The following is a 16,344-nucleotide window of genomic DNA, read 5'->3' on the forward strand; positions in this document are numbered from 1 at the left end:
TTGAAATAATCTTTCTTAGTTCTTTTTAGTAGTGTCTATTGTTGTTTTTTTAACTTCTGTTTTTGGAGCTGTCGTTTTTGGGGTAATAATTTTAGCTTTTAAAATGGAATCTTTTGGTGTAGATTCGATTTTACTAGCTTCGCTCATTCCTCCTAGTTTGGCATATTCGCTCGCTAAACTTTTATTTAAAACACGAATCTCTAAATCAGTTCTCGTTATTTTTTTTCTTAAATACTTTTCTATCATTAAACTCGCAATCGGACCAGCTACTGTTGCTCCAAAACCTCCATTTTCAATCATAATCGCAATCGCGATTTTTGGATTGTCTTTTGGTGCAAATGCAACAAAAATAGAGTGGTCTTTAAGCTGTGTTCTTTTACCGTTAATTTTTGCAAAGTTTTCAGCTGTACCCGTTTTTCCACAAATATCAATTCCTTCAACTCTTAAGGCGTGTGCCGTACCTTTATTGTACACATCAAATAAACCGCTTATAACAGGCGGAAAATATTTTTGGTCAATAGAAGTAGTGTGTTTAGTTGTAAATTTTGGATCAATTTTTTCACCTTCAATTTTTTTAATGATATGAGGCGTGTAATAGTATCCTTGATTTGCAACAGTTGCCATCATATTCGCAAGCTGAATAGGTGTCATTAAAACCTCTCCTTGGCCAATTGCATTCGAAACAATTGTTGTGCTTCTCCAGCCTCCGTTAGGATAAATTCGTTTATAGGTTTTAGAATTTGGGATATTACCTCTTTTTCCTGTTGGTAAATCATATCCCATAAATTGACCTAAACCAAAACTTCTCATATGATCGCTCCAAACATCTACAGCTTTACCTGGATTTGCATATTTGTTAATAGTTAACATGTATGCTTGCGCAAAGTAAGTGTTGCAGGAATTATAAATACCGTTATGCAATTGATGAGGTCCAAATCCGTGACATTTCATAAAGCGGCCACGTCCATAACTAAATCCATGATGACACATAAAAGTAGTTTGTTCGTTGATAACGCCTTCTTGCAGAGCTGCTAAACCAGTTAAGATTTTAAACGGAGAACCAGGAGGATACTCGGCTAAAAGTCCTCTGTCATACAACGGTTTTGCAATCGAATCATGATATAAAAGAGTATAGTTTTTAGAACGTTGTCTTCCAACTAGGATTCCTGGGTCATATGACGGAGCGGTTACTAATGCTAAAATCTCTCCCGTTTTAGGTTCGATAGCAACAATTCCTCCTCTTTTATTAATCATTAACTCTTGGCCATACTTTTGAAGTTCAGCGTCGATTGTTAAATTAATATCTTCTCCAGCAACAGCGATCGTGTCGTATTTACCTTCTTTATAAGAGCCGATTTCACGGTTATATTTGTCTTTCTGAATGTATTTCACACCTTTTATACCGCGTAAAACTTCTTCGTAGCTTTGTTCAACACCTTGCTGTCCAATTAAATCACCACTGTTATAATAAGGGTTTTTTGCAATTAAAGCCTCGTTTACTTGTGTAATAAAACCAAATATGTTGGCGCCATAATCGACTTCGTAATCACGAAGAGAACGTTTTTGAAAATAAAAACCTTCGTATTTCCTGATTTTCTCTTGGAAAGCAGCAAATTCATTTTTATTTAACTGCGCTAAAAATACTGATGGTAATCGTGGACTGTAAACTTTTGCTTTAGCAACTCTTTTCTCGTAATCTTCGGGAGTAATGTTTAGTAATGCGCAAAACTCTGGAATGTTCAGATTTTCTTTAATATCTCTAGGAATTACCATGATATCGTAAGAAGCCTGATTGGCAACCAGTAATTTGCCATTTCGGTCATAGATATATCCTCTTTCTGGATAATCATAGACTTTTTTAATGGCATTGTTTTCTGATTTCAATTTAAACGAATCATCAATGATCTGCAGATAAAATATCCGCATTACTAGCAAAGATGCTGCAATAATAATTAAAGAGGGCAGCAGAACTTTTCTCATCGTTTATTGGGCTTAATAAGATAAATTATTATAATTGAAGTGATTATTGTAAAAATGGTGCTGAACAAGGTTCGCAGTAAAATGTCTAGTATAAATTTAAATTGAAAAGCTTCTAATGTAAATAGTATAATATGATGCAATAAAACAGATACTAGAATAAATGAAAACCTTTCGGGTGTTAAAGATTCATTTAGTTTAATAGTTTGATATTCATAACTTAAACCGAATGAAAATTTAAAGATATAAGGCCTGTAATAGGCTAGAATTACACAAGCAGTTGCATGAATTCCGCCAGAATTACAAAACATATCCATCATCAATCCTAATAAAAAACTAGAAATAATTAATCCTGCTCTATTACTGTTCACAGGATATAATATAATATACAAGATATATGGGAAGGGACTTATGTACCCTAAAAAATTCATATTATTGAAAATAACAACCTGAATTGCTAGTAAAATAATAAAACGAAGAATATTGACTAATAAAGCGCTATTCATCTTTTTCCTTGTTTTTGTTTTCTAAATTAATAAGTTCTTCTCTGTCCTTACTTTTGATAATATAAACATGTCCTAGATTTGTCATATCGTTAAATAGTTTAACGTTTATAACATAGTAACTTGTGTTCTTTTTGATGTAAATTTTATCTACAGTTCCAATGTTTATTCCTTCAGGGAAAATCACTGATTGCCCGCCGGTAACAATGGTGTCGCCTTTTCTAATAGAAGCTAATCTTGGAACGTCTTCAAGTTGAACAAAACCAGTGCTTTTTCCGTCCCAAGTTAAAGAACCAAAGTGATTTGATTTTTTGATTTTAGCATTAATCTGAGATTTCATGTTCAAAATACTCACAACAGTCGAATATCTCGGCGATGTATTATCTACAACTCCAATAATACCTAAACTGTTAATTACTCCCATATCTTGCTTAACTCCATCGTTTGCTCCAGAGTTTAAGGTGATATAGTTTTCATGAGTATTATAAGAGTTGTGAATTACTTTTGATACAATAATATCTGCAGGTTTTACTCCTTTTATACTATCGGCCAAAGGTATTTTGGTAGTATCCTCTTTGTTGAATAAAAGACTTTTTAATCTTGCATTTTCAAGTACAAGTTCGTCATTTTCAGATCTTAAATTCAAATATTCGTTGATGTGATTGATTCTTTCGTAAACGCCTCCGCTTAAAAAATTTGCGGAACTGATTACTCTGCTTCTGTGATAGGAGTGTGACTGAATTGTGAGCGTCAACGAAATACCTAAAAGCAGCAAAAACAGCAATCGATTACTGTTTCTTAAAATGAAATTAAAAATTTGCTGCATTTCTTGTTTGGTTATTTTGTTTCAGGATATGCTTTTGGTTTCAAATTTTATTAGAGTCAAATAGTGAAATTTGACTCTAATAAAAGTAAATTGATTACTATTTTGAATCTTATTTGATTAAGATACTTTTAAATTTTGCAATGTTTTTAAGTGCCATTCCAGTTCCACGAACAACCGCTCTTAAAGGATCTTCTGCAATGTAAACAGGTAAATCTGTTTTTTGAGAAATACGCTTGTCAAGACCTCTTAACATAGATCCTCCACCAGCTAAATAAATACCTGTATTGTAGATATCTGCAGCTAATTCAGGAGGTGTTTGAGATAATGTTTCCATTACAGCATCTTCAATTCGTTGAATCGATTTGTCTAATGCTTTTGCGATTTCGCGGTAAGAAACATCTACTTGTTTTGGCTTACCTGTAAGTAAGTCTCTACCTTGAACAGACATATCTTCTGGTGGGCCGTCTAAATCTTCGATAGCCGCTCCAATTTGAATTTTTATTTTTTCAGCAGTACTTTCTCCTACAAAAAGGTTGTGTTGTGTACGCATGTAATAAACGATATCATTTGTGAATACGTCACCTGCAATTTTTACAGATTTATCGCAAACAATTCCGCCTAAAGCGATAACAGCAATTTCTGTTGTACCACCTCCAATATCGACAATCATGTTTCCTTTTGGCTGCATAATGTCAATACCAATACCAATTGCGGCAGCCATAGGCTCATGAATTAAGTAAACTTCTTTTCCGTTTACTCTTTCACAAGATTCTTTTACCGCTCTCATTTCAACCTCAGTAATACCAGAAGGAATACAAACCACCATACGTAAAGCTGGAGTAAACATTCTTTTTTTCAATGCAGGAATGCTTTTGATGAACATGTTGATCATTTTTTCCGAAGCATCAAAATCAGCAATTACACCATCTTTTAAAGGCCTTATGGTCTTGATGTTTTCATGCGTTTTACCTTGCATCATATTGGCTTCTTTACCAACAGCAATGATTTTGCCTGATATTCTATCACGTGCAACGATCGACGGACTATCAATAACAACTTTATCATTATGTATGATTAAAGTGTTTGCGGTACCAAGGTCTATCGCAATATCCTCGGTCATGAAATCAAAAAATCCCATAAGTTTTTTAGGGGTTTAAAATGTTATAAATTATTTATCGAACAAAGTTAAACAAATTAATGTTTAAAATGACGAGTTCCTGTAAATACCATTGCAACATTATTTTCATTGCAATAATTTATACTTAATTCGTCTTTTATTGAGCCTCCTGGCTGAATTACAGCAGTTATTCCTGCTTTTTTGGCTAATTCTACACAATCCGGAAATGGAAAAAATGCGTCGCTTGCCATAGAAGCGCCAGTTAAATCAAATCCAAAAGCTTTTGCTTTGTCAACTGCTTGAACTAAAGCATCAACTCTCGACGTTTGACCTGTACCAGATGAAATTAAAGTTCCGTTTTTTGCAAAGACAATAGTATTTGATTTTGTGTTCTTGCAAATTTTTGATGCAAAAATCAAATCCTCTATCTCTTGAGCAGTAGGTTCTGTAATTGTAACGGTTTTTAAATGCTCTTTATTATCTGTAATATTATTTCTGTCCTGAATTAACAAACCATTAAGACATGTTCTAACTTGTCTTGAAGGTAATTCAACTTCATTTTGGACTAAAATAATTCTGTTTTTCTTTTCTTGTAAAACTGTAATTGCTTCATCGTCATAGGCTGGAGCAATAACTACTTCGCAGAATAATTTGTTGATTTCTTGTGCAGTTTCCAAATCAATCTTAGTGTTTGAAATCAAAACTCCTCCAAATGCAGAAGTTGGGTCACAAGCTAAAGCAGCTAAATAAGCCTCGCTGATTGTTTTTCTTGACGCTAAACCACAAGCATTATTGTGTTTAAGAATTGCAAATGTTGGTCCGTCAGTTTTGAATTCAGCAATTAAATTTACTGCAGCATCAACATCAAGTAAGTTATTGTATGATAACTCTTTTCCGTGAACTTTATTGAACATTGCGTCAAAATCGCCAAAGAAAAAGCCTTTTTGATGTGGATTTTCTCCATATCTTAAAACCTGACCATTGTCAATACTTTCTTTGTAGATAGTTTCGTCTGTATTGAAATAATTAAAAATAGCTCCATCATAATGAGAAGATACGTGGAAAGCTTTTGTAGCTAACAATCTTCTGTTTTCAAGAGTTGTAGAACCATTTTGTTCTGTAATCATATCTAAAAGCAAACTGTATTCATTAACAGAAGCAACGATCACAGTATCTTTGAAGTTTTTTGCTCCAGCGCGAATCAATGAAATTCCGCCAATGTCAATTTTCTCGATAATATCTTGCTCGCTTGCACCAGAAGCAACTGTTTTTTCAAAAGGATACAAATCAACAATTACTAAATCAATCTGCGGAATATCAAATTCCTTCATTTGTTGGACATCACTTTCATTATCTTGACGATTCAAGATCCCTCCAAAAATTTTTGGGTGTAAAGTTTTTACTCGTCCTCCAAGAATTTCAGGGAAAGAAGTAATGTCTTCAACAGGAACTACAGGAATACCAAGGTTTTTAATGAAATCTTCAGTTCCTCCAGTAGAGTAAAGTGTAACATTTTGTTCGTGTAATTTTCTAACGATTGGTTCTAATCCATCTTTAGAAAAAACAGAAATTAATGCCGATTGTATTTTTTTAGTTGTGCTCATTGTGTAGTTATGATTTTTGAGACTGCAAAAGTAGTTTTTTTATATATTATTTTAAAGAAAATTAATGTAACATTATGCTAAAAAAAACTACTGATGAGTAAGTTAACTTTTATTAGGTTTTTGTTTTTAAATTATTGAATTTTACTTTGTTGAAAAATACTACTATATGCTTCTTTATCTAAGATTATTAAAAGAAAGTTTAAGCTTTGCTATAAGCGCTCTGCGAAATAATAAACTACGAACTTTATTGTCGCTTTTAGGTGTTACTATTGGTATTTTTTCAATTATCGCTGTTTTAGCTGCTGTTGATTCTTTGGATAGAAAAATTTCAAAAGATTTGAGCAGTTTAGATAAAAATACGATTTATTTAATGAAATACTGTTTTGGACCTTCCGAAATTCCACAATGGAAGAGAGAGCAGTTTCCAAATGTGAAATATGATGAATATATCGCTTTAAAAAATTCGCTTAATAATACAGATCAGGTTGCTTACCAGCTTTTTGTAAATCATGAAAGTTTAAAATACGATTCAAAAACTGTCAGTGATGTGAATATTGTGCCGTCGTCAAGTGAAATGGTCGATATTGATGGATTGAGTTTTGATAAAGGAAGATTTTATAATGAATCTGAATCGAATTCAGGAACAGCTGTAATTGTTTTAGGATATGATATTGCCGAAGGACTTTTTGGAAGCAGTGATCCTATTGGTAAAAACATACGGCTTTATGGTCAGCGTTTTACTGTAATAGGTGTAATTGAAAAACAAGGTGCAGGTTTTTTTGGAGATAGTAATGATACTTCAGTTTATCTGCCTGCTAATTTTTTGCGTAAAATGTATGGCGACAGCGATGCAATGACTCCGGTAATTGTTTTGAAACCAGAGAAAGGCATTGATGTGGAAGCTTATAAAGCTGAAGTTGCGCAAAAACTTCGAGCAACTAGAGGAATGAAAGCAGGAGAGATGGATAATTTCTTTGTAAATGTTCTTTCTGGTTTTACTGATTTTATCGACGGAATTCTGGGACAGATGAATGTTGTAGGCTGGATTATCAGCGGATTTTCTCTTTTAGTCGGCGGTTTCGGAATTGCGAATATTATGTTTGTTTCAGTGAAAGAAAGAACGAATTTAATTGGGATTCAAAAATCATTGGGAGCAAAAAACAGATTCATATTATTTCAGTTTTTATTTGAAGCTATAATTCTTTCAGTAATTGGCGGGATTATTGGTTTATTGATGGTTTGGGGAATTGCTCTTATTTTGACAAAAGCACTCGATTTTGAATTTGTCTTGAGTTTTGGAAATATTGTATTAGGAACAACTTTAGCGGCACTTATTGGATTAATTTCAGGAATTTTACCTGCAATTTCAGCTGCAAATTTAGATCCTGTTGAAGCAATTAGAACAGGAATGTAGGTCTTTTTTAAGGTTCAAAGGTTCAGAGAGAAAAAAGAGGCAAAGGTTTTTTGGGTTCTGAGATTTTAAGAAGTTCAGATCTTATTTTTTAAAATTCCTTAATCATATATTTTGCAGTATGATATAAAAAAATTCCCAAGAAGTAATTCTTGGGAATTTTTTATATCACAACGGATTGAAAATCCTATTTTTCTTTTAATAATTTCTCCAAATATTCAACTTTTTCTTTTTCTGATTGAAGCATACGCTCATAAAGTTCAATAACTTTATCTAATGGGTTGAATGTACAATGCGTTGGGTTGAAAATTCCATTTATTCCAGTGCTGGTGCTGTTGTCATAAAAACTATTAAAATAATTAATCATATTTTCTTCGGTAAAGTTTTTAATGGCTTCAGCACTTACTCCAAGTGCTTTTGCTACTTCTTCAAGTTTTGCATCATCTATGGTTTCGCTATTTTCTATTGCAGATACAGTTTGTTGAGACGTTCCTAAAGCTTGAGCGAGAGCTTCCTGCTTCATATCTTTAAGTTCGCGAATACGGCTTATTTTTCGTCCTATATGGTTTTGTTTTGTTGCTGTGCTCATAATTCAAAGATATTTATAATGCTTTAATAAAAAGTGGGTTAGGTAAAAAACAAGTCCGTTTCTGTAAGATACATTTTTTAATAGTTCGTTTGGGATAAAACTATTATTGGAAAACAAAAATACAATTTTTCAGACAAGTATTGTTGAATTATAGAAACAAACAATTTATTTACTTTCCTGCAAGGTTTTCAAAACCTTGTAGGTGTTTCAATGGCTTTAATGGATTAATGATCATAGTGTTAAAATTGAAATCTACAAGGTTTTGAAAAACTTGCAGGATGATTAAAATGTATTTATAAGACTTAAATGGTTTAAAATAAAAAAATCCCAAGAAGCAATTCTTGGGATTTTGTGCTTTTAGAAAGTCCGAAAACTATCTAATATCATTATTCTGAATCAAATCGATGTATAAGTTGATCTTATCTTTCAATTCTTTTCTAGGCGTGATAAAGTCTAAGAAACCGTGCTCTAATAAGAACTCAGCCGTTTGAAAACCTTCTGGTAAATCTTTTCCTGTAGTGTCACGAACAACACGCGGTCCAGCAAAACCAATCAAAGCGCCTGGCTCAGAGATGTTGATGTCTCCTAACATTGCGTAAGATGCAGTTGTTCCACCCGTTGTTGGGTCTGTACAAAGTGAGATATAAGGTAATTTTGCTTCAGCTAATTGAGCTAGTTTTACAGAAGTTTTTGCTAATTGCATTAAAGAATAAGCAGCTTCCATCATACGAGCTCCACCAGATTTAGAAATCATTACAAAAGGCAGTTTGTTTTTGATTGCGTGATTAATACCTCTTGCGATTTTTTCACCTACAACAGCTCCCATAGATCCACCAATAAAAGCAAAATCCATACAGCAAATTACAAGTTCTTTTCCTTTAGATTTTCCTACTCCCGTACGTACAGCGTCTTTAAGATGAGTTTTTTCCATTACATCTTTCAATCTTTCTGCATATTTTTTTGTATCAACAAAATGCAAAGGATCTTTTGATGTCATGTTTTTGTCTAACTCAACAAATTCGTTGTTGTCGAATAAAATTTCAAAATAGATTGCGCTTCCAATTCGAACATGAAAATCATCTTCAGGGCTTACGAATAAGTTTCTTGCTAATTCGTCAGCATCAATAATTTTTCCAGTAGGAGATTTGTACCACAATCCTTTCGGAACGTCCATTTTATCTTCTGTCGCGGTCGTAATTCCTTTTTCTTGTCTTTTAAACCAAGCCATTTGTTCTAGTATTCAGTGTTCAGTAATCAGTTTCAGTGTTCAGTTTTTATAATCAGTTTTAAGTATTCAATTATGAACTAAATACTTAAAACTGTTACTGATCACTTTTTAAAGCGTATTTACGTTATTCAAGTCAGCAAAAGCTTGTTCAAGTCTTGCATTGAATGTTACTTCGCTCTCACGAACCCATTTTCTTGGGTCATAATATTTTTTGTTAGGAACATCAGCTCCTTCTGGGTTACCAATTTGAGTTCTTAAATACTCAATATTGTTTACCATATAATCACGGATTCCTTCAGTATAAGCAAACTGTAAATCAGTATCGATATTCATTTTGATAACTCCGTATCCAATAGCTTCTCTAATTTCTTCAAGTGTAGAACCTGAACCTCCGTGGAAAACGAAATCTACTGGATTGTGACCAGTTTTGAACTTGTCTTGAACGAAATCTTGAGAGTTTTTTAAGATTTTTGGAGTTAATTTTACGTTTCCTGGTTTGTAAACACCGTGAACGTTTCCAAAAGCAGCAGCAATTGTAAATTTAGGGCTTACTTTAGATAATTCTTCGTAAGCGTAAGCTACCTCTTCTGGTTGAGTATATAATTTTGAGCTGTCTACGTCTGAGTTGTCAACGCCATCTTCTTCACCACCTGTAATACCAAGTTCGATTTCTAATGTCATTCCCATTTTGCTCATTCTAGCTAAATATTCTTTGCAGATTTCGATGTTCTCTTCGATTGGCTCCTCAGACAAATCGATCATGTGAGAACTAAATAATGGTTTTCCTGTTTCTGCAAAATGTTTTTCAGAAGCATCTAATAAACCATCGATCCATGGCAATAATTTTTTTGCGCAGTGGTCAGTATGCAAAATTACAGTTGCACCGTAAGCCTCAGCTAAAGTGTGAATGTGTTTTGCTCCAGCGATTCCACCAGCGATTGCTGCTTTTTCGCCTGCGTTAGATAAACCTTTTCCAGCGTTAAATTGTGCTCCTCCGTTAGAAAATTGAATGATAACCGGTGCGTTTAATTTTGCTGCAGTTTCTAATACTCCATTAATTGTACTAGATCCTGTAACGTTTACAGCAGGTAAAGCAAATCCTTTTTCTTTCGCATAATTAAAAATCTCCTGTACTTGATCTCCTGTAGCTACTCCGGGTTTAATATTGTGTGCCATTGTAATTTTTTTTATAGTTGTTTTTAGTTTTTAGGTTGCAAAAATAAGAATTAATTAGCATTAGAACGGATAATTTATTCCAAAATTTAAAACCGAGTGCCCAAAATTGTACTCTTTAAACCAACGGTCACCCTTCTCATGCGCCGGATTATAGGTCTTAAAGCCTAAATCTAAACGAATAACAAAAAAGCTTAAATCATATCGTAAACCAAATCCTGAGCCTAAAGCAATTTCAGCTAAATCGTTTACGCCAGAAAATTTTGCCTTCTCATCGATGACATTATCGAGCACATTCCAGATATTTCCGGCATCTGCAAAGATGGCTCCTTTAACATCTCCAAACACTTTAAATCTATATTCTGCACTAAAAGCAATTTTCATATTTGCCTCGTTGAAGTCATTTACGGCATTTGTGCTTCCAGGTCCAAGTGAGTAAGGCTGCCAAGCACGGTTGTCATTTGATCCTCCTGCGTAATAACTTCGTGAGAAAGGAATATAATTTGAATTTCCAAAAGGAACTGCTATTCCAAAAAAGCTTCTTACGGCTAATACTTTCTCTTTCCCAAAATCCCAGTGTTTAATATAGTCAAATTCAGTTTTGATATACTCTGAGTATTCTAAGTTGAAAATTTCGTAATTACCATTTGCATTTTTTGGCAGATTTCCTAAACTTGAAATCGCTGATAATAAAGTTCCTGCAGATTCTATTTTAGTTTTGAATTGATAAAAAGTATTGTCGGCTAAATCCTTTTTAGTCGTTTTAGTAAAAGTGTAGCTCGTTGCTAGAATAAAGTCGTTTTCTGTTAAACGAACCCTTCTTTCTTCGATGCTTTCTACATCTTTATATTGCGGATCTCCAGGCAGTAATGCTGTCTTATTGCTTAATACGTCACTAGTAAAACCTGTTGTTCCGTTTGGAATAGTAAGGTCTTTTCTAATCTGTTCTTCTGGCGTATCTCCCCAGTTGATAGGTCTAATGTTATAATCTTTACCAATTCCGTTCAATTCATCGTAAGAAGAAGTATAAACGTTAAAATAATTGTTAGGATTTAGATTTCTTACGAATTGAGCATTAAGCAGATCAAATTTTACAGTATTGTGACGTTTTGGTGACCAGTTATACGATATTCCTCCAGTGAAGTTTTCTTTATCTAAACCAATATTACGTTGTTTTGAAAAACCTGCCGAAATACTGGTAGATGGAATCATTCTTTTTGGAATAATCTTTTCAGTACCAAAAGGCATCAGGATTCTTGGGAAATTAAGCTTTAAGTCAACTCCATATTCAGAAACATTAAAAAAGTTATCGTTAGGATTTGCCATGTCTTTAGAAGAACCGATGTTTAAACGGGTTGAGATTTCTAAAGTTTCAGCTCTGTTGAATACATTTCGTATAGTTTCAGATATACTAGCTCCAATACCAAAGTCTTGAATATTTGAGTGTGTTACATCTAAAGTTGTACCAAAACTATATTTTTTTCTAGGCGTTAAATAGACTTTTGCAATTAAAGATTGTGCTGTTGAGTCACGTTTATCTACCTCATATTGTATTGATGGGTAATTGAAAATTTTAAGATTGTTTAAATATCGAGATGAAAGTGTTGTTCTGGTGTCAGAAAAAGTACTTCCTTTATTAATAAAAACAGCATCGGTAATGGCACGAGGCTTATATTTTAGTTTTTTATAACTATATAAATTGAAGTTATTGTAAGTAGTACTGTCGCTGATTTTGTTTTTAGCATTTGCAGCAGAGTAATCGGTGAAAATGTTTACATCGCTGATTGTATATAGTTTAAAAGGCTCAGTTCGGCTGGAGTCTTTTTCCTGTATATTATTATTGCTGATAATAAGAGTTACATCGGCTTTGTTTTTTTTGCCAATAGTATCAATGTCAAAAGTGATGTACGTAGGTTGAAAAAAGTATGCGCCGTGATTTCTAAAATAAGTCGTGATACGATTTTTTTCCTCTTCAAAATCAGTGGTTTTGTATTGGTTTCCAGATTTTAAAAGAGAAGCCTCGGGATTGTTTTTGTATAATGAATCAAGGGCAGGAGTCATTATTTTAGTTCGAATAGTGTCTATAATATAACCAGGTCCAGTAGTTATTTTGTAATTTACCTGTGCTTTTTTTCGAGCAATACTGTCAATAGTATAATCTGTAGAAACATTAAAGTAACCATTGTTAAAATAATAATATTTTAAACGCAACAATGACTTTTTAGTTTTTGAAGTATCAATTATTACTGGTGCTTCACCGGTGTTTTTTAAAAATTCATTAAGTCCTTTGTTTAAAAAAGATTGTCCAAGTCGATCAACTTGCTTTGCAGATAATACTTTTGACCAACGTTCATATCTATGTGGATGTTTGATAAATTGAGCCTTATAAGTTGAATCGGGATTTAAGTTTGCTAAGTTGTATAAATTCAGACGAAGTTTGTACCCTAACAGTTTACCATTAGGTTTTTGATACATCTGATTTAAGGCTGTTTCGTCATTTGTAGATTTCCCGTTTACAAGAATATTATTTTTTACAAGAAGGTTTTTTCCGTCAGGAACTCTTTTTACAGCATTACAAGCGCAAATAAGTATTGCTATTAGAATAAATGCTATTATTTTTGTAGAATTCTTTTTCAAGTGTTTTTAAAAATTTAATTCAAAAGTACATTATTTTATGGTTACTAAAAACCAAATAAAGCTTATCTCAGGTTTGCATCAAAAAAAGCAGCGTTTTGTAAATCAATTGTTTTTTGCCGAGGGGGTAAAGGTAATTCAAGAATTACTGCAATCCAATTTTGAATTAGAGCATTTATACACCACAATAAATGATTTTCAAGAAGTTCAAACTTCAAAGCGAACTCTTATTAATGACCAAGAACTAAAAAAAATAAGCGCGCTGACAACTCCAAATTCTTGTTTAGCAGTTTTTAAAATGCCTGTCGAAAACGAAATCAATTCTACGGGTTTAATCCTCGCTTTAGATGACATTCGTGATCCAGGAAATTTAGGAACCATTCTGCGTCTTTGTGACTGGTTTGGAATTAAACAAATTGTTTGTTCTAAAGAAACCGTCGATATTTACAATCCAAAAGTTGTACAGGCCACAATGGGATCTATTGCCAGAGTAAACGTAAATTATGTTGATCTCAAAACTTATTTAAGTCAAACAAAACTTCCTGTTTTTGGAACATTTATGGATGGCGAAACTATTTATAAAAAAAATCTGCCTGAAAATGGAATCATTATTATGGGTAATGAGGCCAATGGTATTTCGGCAGAAATTGAAAAAACGGTTACCACACGACTAACAATTCCTAGGTTTGGAGAGCTTCAAAAAACAGAAAGTTTAAATGTAGCAACCGCAACCGCGATTATTCTTAGTGAGTTTAAACGAAATAGTTAAGAATTTGTTTTAGTGAAAGGTAAAATTTATTAAAAGAGCCCTTGATTTCATAGAATCAATGTTACTTGTCCAAGGGCTTAATGGATCTTTGTCTTGTACTAATTCGTTTGTAATGCCAAACATACCTCTAATAGAAGGAGAGAAAATAAAATACTCCGTAAAGAAATCTATTCCAAAGCCAAGCTCATAAGCCGCAGTCCATGGTTTTACTCTGAATTTTCCTTCAGCATTGTCATCCGTAGATTTAGAGTTGCTCGACAAGTTTAATGTTGTGGACATTCCGCCAACTAAATACGGACGGACATTTCCAGTACGCAATGAAGAAAATTTCAATAACAATGGAAAATGAATGTAAGTACTGTTTACTTCTCTCAAATAATCAGTTTTAGAAGTAAAATTAGGATAGTACAAATCTCGTTTTGTGTAATATAAACCAGGCTCAAAACGCAAATTAATGTATTCCTGCAATCTTAAATCGGCAACTACACCAACATTAAAACCAGTTGTCTTTTTTACTTGAATATCTTGATTTACTACATTTTTGTAATCAAATTTAAAGTCAAAGCTGTTGAAACCTAAATAATAACCAAAGTAAACACGTTGCTTTTGCCAGTTTTCAAGATTTATAATAGGATCTTTGCTAAACATGCTTTTAGCAAATTGAGAATATCCTTTTGTCGATAAGACTAATAAAAATAAGATTACAATTTTTTTCATACTACTTTTTAGATGCTGAATAAATGGTTGCTACACCAAAAGTCTGAGGCATTGCTACAACATCTATAAACCCAGTTTTTCTTAAAATATTGTTTAATGCTTCTCCATATGGGAAAGCCGCAGCAGATTCAGATAAATAACCGTATGCTGAATTGTCTTTAGAAAACAATTTCCCTATAACCGGTAATATATTTTTGCTGTAAAATTTATATCCTTGTTTGTATGGTGTTTTATCAGGAACTGAAGTTTCTAAAATCACAAATACACCATTTGGTTTTAAAACTCGTAAAATTTCAGAAAAGCCTTTTTCTAGATTTTCAAAATTACGAACACCAAAACCTACGGTTATTGCGTCAAAATAATTATCATCAAAAGGAATGTTTTCAGAATCTCCTAACACTAAGTCTATAACAGAAGACAGATTTTTTTCTTCAACTTTCTTCTTTCCAACTTCAAGCATTCCTGCAGAAATATCCAGGCCAATAATTTTTTCTGCTTTAGTTTGAGCCATTAAAATGGCTAAGTCACCAGTTCCTGTTGCAATATCAAGAATGACTTTTGGTTTAGTATCTGAAACTATTTTTAATACTTTTTTTCTCCATTTGACATCAATACCAAATGAGATTACGCGATTTAAATTATCGTAGTTCCCAGAAATGTTGTCAAACATTTGGGCTACCTGCTCTTTTTTACCTAAAGAAGAATCTTTATATGGGGTTATTTTTTCAGACATTATTTTTATTTACGCAAATATAAACAATCTGCTTTAACTGTAGTTGAGTTTTTTAAAGTGTAAATTAAATGTTTTGAAATCGGGGATGAAAATCACTTTTAGTAAAAGTTTTTACCATCACCAAAAGTGGGTATTTTTAAAAAATCACTAAAAGTGGGTATTGTGAGATGTGGATTTTATATACAACTTTGTTAAAGTAAAAATGATAAAAATTTAATGATTGATTTATCATATTGACTTAATCAAACAGCTGTTTTTTTGCACTGACGGCTAATTTGTTCAAGTAAGTAGTTTTAAAAGTATTGTTCTTGGGGGGATACTATTTTTAAAGTGCGAAATACGTTCTTAGGATTAAATTTGTTTTTGGAAATTTTAATTTTCTGCCTTTAATATCTTAGTGGTATTTGTTATTAAAGGCTTGTATTGAGATTCGTTCTCAATTAACAGTAAATGTTATTCAGTTATTTCAAGTGCACTTTGCATTTGTGATTTTTACAAAAACTATTTCTTGAATGAGTCAGGACAAACTATCGATCATTTTTAAAAAACATCCTTCAAAAGAGGATGTTTTTTTATTTATTTTTTAATATAAGTTTCATAAGTGTAATCATAAAGATGTTTCTCATCCTTAAAATTTTCTTCAGATTCTACTAGTAACCACTCGCTTTTATTGATTTTAGGAAAAAATGTATCAGCATCAAATGTGTGATGTACCTTAGTTATTTCGATTATATCTGTATAAGGCAATGCCAGATTGTAAATTTCGCCTCCTCCAATAATGTATGAATCTTCATTTTCAGGGCATAATGCGATAGCTTTTTCTATGCTGTCTACAACTATACAGCCTTCAGGTGCATAATCTTTTTGTCTGGTTATAACAATATGTACTCGGTTCGGTAATGGTTTAGGGAAGCTTTCAAATGTTTTTCTTCCCATTATAATATGATGATTTGTTGTTAGTGACTTAAATCTTTTAAAATCATTTGGCAAGTGCCATACTAAATCATTATTTTTTCCAAGAGCATTGTTTTCGGCTACAGCCGCGATCATTATAATCATAATA

At 32.7% G+C, this 16,344-nt stretch carries 14 protein-coding genes; 2 read left to right on the top strand and 12 right to left on the bottom strand.

Annotated elements, in window-relative coordinates:
• Nucleotides 1-15 precede the first annotated feature (15 nt).
• The 5 genes from mrdA to purH form a co-directional block, all read right to left on the bottom strand.
• Entirely contained in the window at nucleotides 16-1,980 is a 1,965-nt protein-coding gene (gene mrdA / locus B0A81_RS07390; RefSeq protein ID WP_089057430.1) for a penicillin-binding protein 2, read from the bottom strand.
• Nucleotides 1,977-2,483, bottom strand: a complete 507-nt coding sequence (locus tag B0A81_RS07395; RefSeq protein WP_089057431.1) for a rod shape-determining protein MreD — start codon at nucleotides 2,481-2,483, stop codon at nucleotides 1,977-1,979. The genes mrdA and B0A81_RS07395 overlap by 4 nt, the downstream gene beginning before the upstream one ends.
• Nucleotides 2,476-3,306 (bottom strand): rod shape-determining protein MreC, encoded by an 831-nt coding sequence (gene mreC / locus B0A81_RS07400; protein WP_089057432.1) that lies wholly within the window; start codon nucleotides 3,304-3,306, stop codon nucleotides 2,476-2,478. The genes B0A81_RS07395 and mreC overlap by 8 nt, the downstream gene beginning before the upstream one ends.
• Before the next feature lie 109 nt (nucleotides 3,307-3,415).
• Complete coding sequence (locus B0A81_RS07405) at nucleotides 3,416-4,444, bottom strand: rod shape-determining protein (protein WP_007804822.1); 1,029 nt, start codon at nucleotides 4,442-4,444, stop codon at nucleotides 3,416-3,418.
• Nucleotides 4,445-4,500: 56 nt separating this feature from the next.
• On the bottom strand, nucleotides 4,501-6,027 hold the full coding sequence (gene purH, locus B0A81_RS07410) for a bifunctional phosphoribosylaminoimidazolecarboxamide formyltransferase/IMP cyclohydrolase (RefSeq protein WP_089057433.1): 1,527 nt from the start codon (nucleotides 6,025-6,027) through the stop codon (nucleotides 4,501-4,503).
• A 166-nt stretch (nucleotides 6,028-6,193) separates the two neighbouring features.
• Between purH and B0A81_RS07415 the strand changes: the two genes are divergently transcribed.
• On the top strand, nucleotides 6,194-7,441 hold the full coding sequence (locus tag B0A81_RS07415; protein WP_089057434.1) for an ABC transporter permease: 1,248 nt from the start codon (nucleotides 6,194-6,196) through the stop codon (nucleotides 7,439-7,441).
• Between the two features lie 184 nt (nucleotides 7,442-7,625).
• Here the strand turns inward: B0A81_RS07415 and B0A81_RS07420 are convergent, their stop codons facing one another.
• The 4 genes from B0A81_RS07420 to tamL form a co-directional block, all read right to left on the bottom strand.
• Nucleotides 7,626-8,027 (bottom strand): helix-turn-helix domain-containing protein, encoded by a 402-nt coding sequence (locus tag B0A81_RS07420; protein ID WP_089057435.1) that lies wholly within the window; start codon nucleotides 8,025-8,027, stop codon nucleotides 7,626-7,628.
• A gap of 373 nt (nucleotides 8,028-8,400) precedes the next feature.
• Nucleotides 8,401-9,255, bottom strand: coding sequence for an acetyl-CoA carboxylase, carboxyltransferase subunit beta (accD, locus tag B0A81_RS07425; RefSeq protein WP_089057436.1), 855 nt, complete (start codon nucleotides 9,253-9,255; stop codon nucleotides 8,401-8,403).
• Between the two features lie 108 nt (nucleotides 9,256-9,363).
• Complete coding sequence (gene fbaA, locus B0A81_RS07430) at nucleotides 9,364-10,431, bottom strand: class II fructose-bisphosphate aldolase (RefSeq protein ID WP_089057437.1); 1,068 nt, start codon at nucleotides 10,429-10,431, stop codon at nucleotides 9,364-9,366.
• A gap of 60 nt (nucleotides 10,432-10,491) precedes the next feature.
• Nucleotides 10,492-13,065: a translocation and assembly module lipoprotein TamL gene (tamL, locus tag B0A81_RS07435; protein WP_089057438.1), complete on the bottom strand. Its 2,574-nt coding sequence runs from the start codon at nucleotides 13,063-13,065 to the stop codon at nucleotides 10,492-10,494.
• A 37-nt stretch (nucleotides 13,066-13,102) separates the two neighbouring features.
• Here tamL and B0A81_RS07440 point away from each other — a divergent pair, with 37 nt between their 5' ends.
• Nucleotides 13,103-13,831 carry an RNA methyltransferase gene (locus B0A81_RS07440; protein WP_089057439.1) on the top strand — a complete coding sequence of 243 codons (729 nt, stop codon included), beginning with the start codon at nucleotides 13,103-13,105 and terminating at the stop codon, nucleotides 13,829-13,831.
• Nucleotides 13,832-13,840: 9 nt separating this feature from the next.
• Here B0A81_RS07440 and porT read toward each other — a convergent pair whose 3' ends face one another.
• The 3 genes from porT to B0A81_RS07455 all read right to left on the bottom strand — a co-directional run bounded on the left by porT (nucleotide 13,841) and on the right by B0A81_RS07455 (nucleotide 16,340).
• Nucleotides 13,841-14,548 (bottom strand): type IX secretion/gliding motility protein PorT/SprT, encoded by a 708-nt coding sequence (gene porT / locus B0A81_RS07445; protein WP_089052554.1) that lies wholly within the window; start codon nucleotides 14,546-14,548, stop codon nucleotides 13,841-13,843.
• Between the two features lies 1 nt (nucleotide 14,549).
• The gene (gene ubiE, locus B0A81_RS07450) at nucleotides 14,550-15,281 is read right to left on the bottom strand and encodes a bifunctional demethylmenaquinone methyltransferase/2-methoxy-6-polyprenyl-1,4-benzoquinol methylase UbiE (RefSeq protein ID WP_089057440.1); all 732 of its coding nucleotides are present in this window, start codon (nucleotides 15,279-15,281) and stop codon (nucleotides 14,550-14,552) included.
• A 576-nt stretch (nucleotides 15,282-15,857) separates the two neighbouring features.
• Nucleotides 15,858-16,340, bottom strand: coding sequence for a dihydrofolate reductase (locus B0A81_RS07455; protein ID WP_089057441.1), 483 nt, complete (start codon nucleotides 16,338-16,340; stop codon nucleotides 15,858-15,860).
• Nucleotides 16,341-16,344: the final 4 nt, after the last annotated feature.

The sequence above is a fragment of the Flavobacterium plurextorum genome (genome assembly GCF_002217395.1).
GTDB classification, from domain to species: Bacteria; Bacteroidota; Bacteroidia; order Flavobacteriales; family Flavobacteriaceae; genus Flavobacterium; species Flavobacterium plurextorum.

Bases quoted from the DNA above. Each gene is read 5' to 3' on its own strand.
- mrdA (WP_089057430.1), bottom strand. From the start codon at position 1,980: ATGAGAAAAGTTCTGCTGCCCTCTTTAATTATTATTGCAGCATCTTTG.
- B0A81_RS07395 (WP_089057431.1), bottom strand. From the start codon at position 2,483: ATGAATAGCGCTTTATTAGTCAATATTCTTCGTTTTATTATTTTACTA.
- mreC (WP_089057432.1), bottom strand. From the start codon at position 3,306: ATGCAGCAAATTTTTAATTTCATTTTAAGAAACAGTAATCGATTGCTG.
- B0A81_RS07405 (WP_007804822.1), bottom strand. From the start codon at position 4,444: ATGGGATTTTTTGATTTCATGACCGAGGATATTGCGATAGACCTTGGT.
- purH (WP_089057433.1), bottom strand. From the start codon at position 6,027: ATGAGCACAACTAAAAAAATACAATCGGCATTAATTTCTGTTTTTTCT.
- B0A81_RS07415 (WP_089057434.1), top strand. From the start codon at position 6,194: ATGCTTCTTTATCTAAGATTATTAAAAGAAAGTTTAAGCTTTGCTATA.
- B0A81_RS07420 (WP_089057435.1), bottom strand. From the start codon at position 8,027: ATGAGCACAGCAACAAAACAAAACCATATAGGACGAAAAATAAGCCGT.
- accD (WP_089057436.1), bottom strand. From the start codon at position 9,255: ATGGCTTGGTTTAAAAGACAAGAAAAAGGAATTACGACCGCGACAGAA.
- fbaA (WP_089057437.1), bottom strand. From the start codon at position 10,431: ATGGCACACAATATTAAACCCGGAGTAGCTACAGGAGATCAAGTACAG.
- B0A81_RS07440 (WP_089057439.1), top strand. From the start codon at position 13,103: ATGGTTACTAAAAACCAAATAAAGCTTATCTCAGGTTTGCATCAAAAA.
- porT (WP_089052554.1), bottom strand. From the start codon at position 14,548: ATGAAAAAAATTGTAATCTTATTTTTATTAGTCTTATCGACAAAAGGA.
- ubiE (WP_089057440.1), bottom strand. From the start codon at position 15,281: ATGTCTGAAAAAATAACCCCATATAAAGATTCTTCTTTAGGTAAAAAA.
- B0A81_RS07455 (WP_089057441.1), bottom strand. From the start codon at position 16,340: ATGATTATAATGATCGCGGCTGTAGCCGAAAACAATGCTCTTGGAAAA.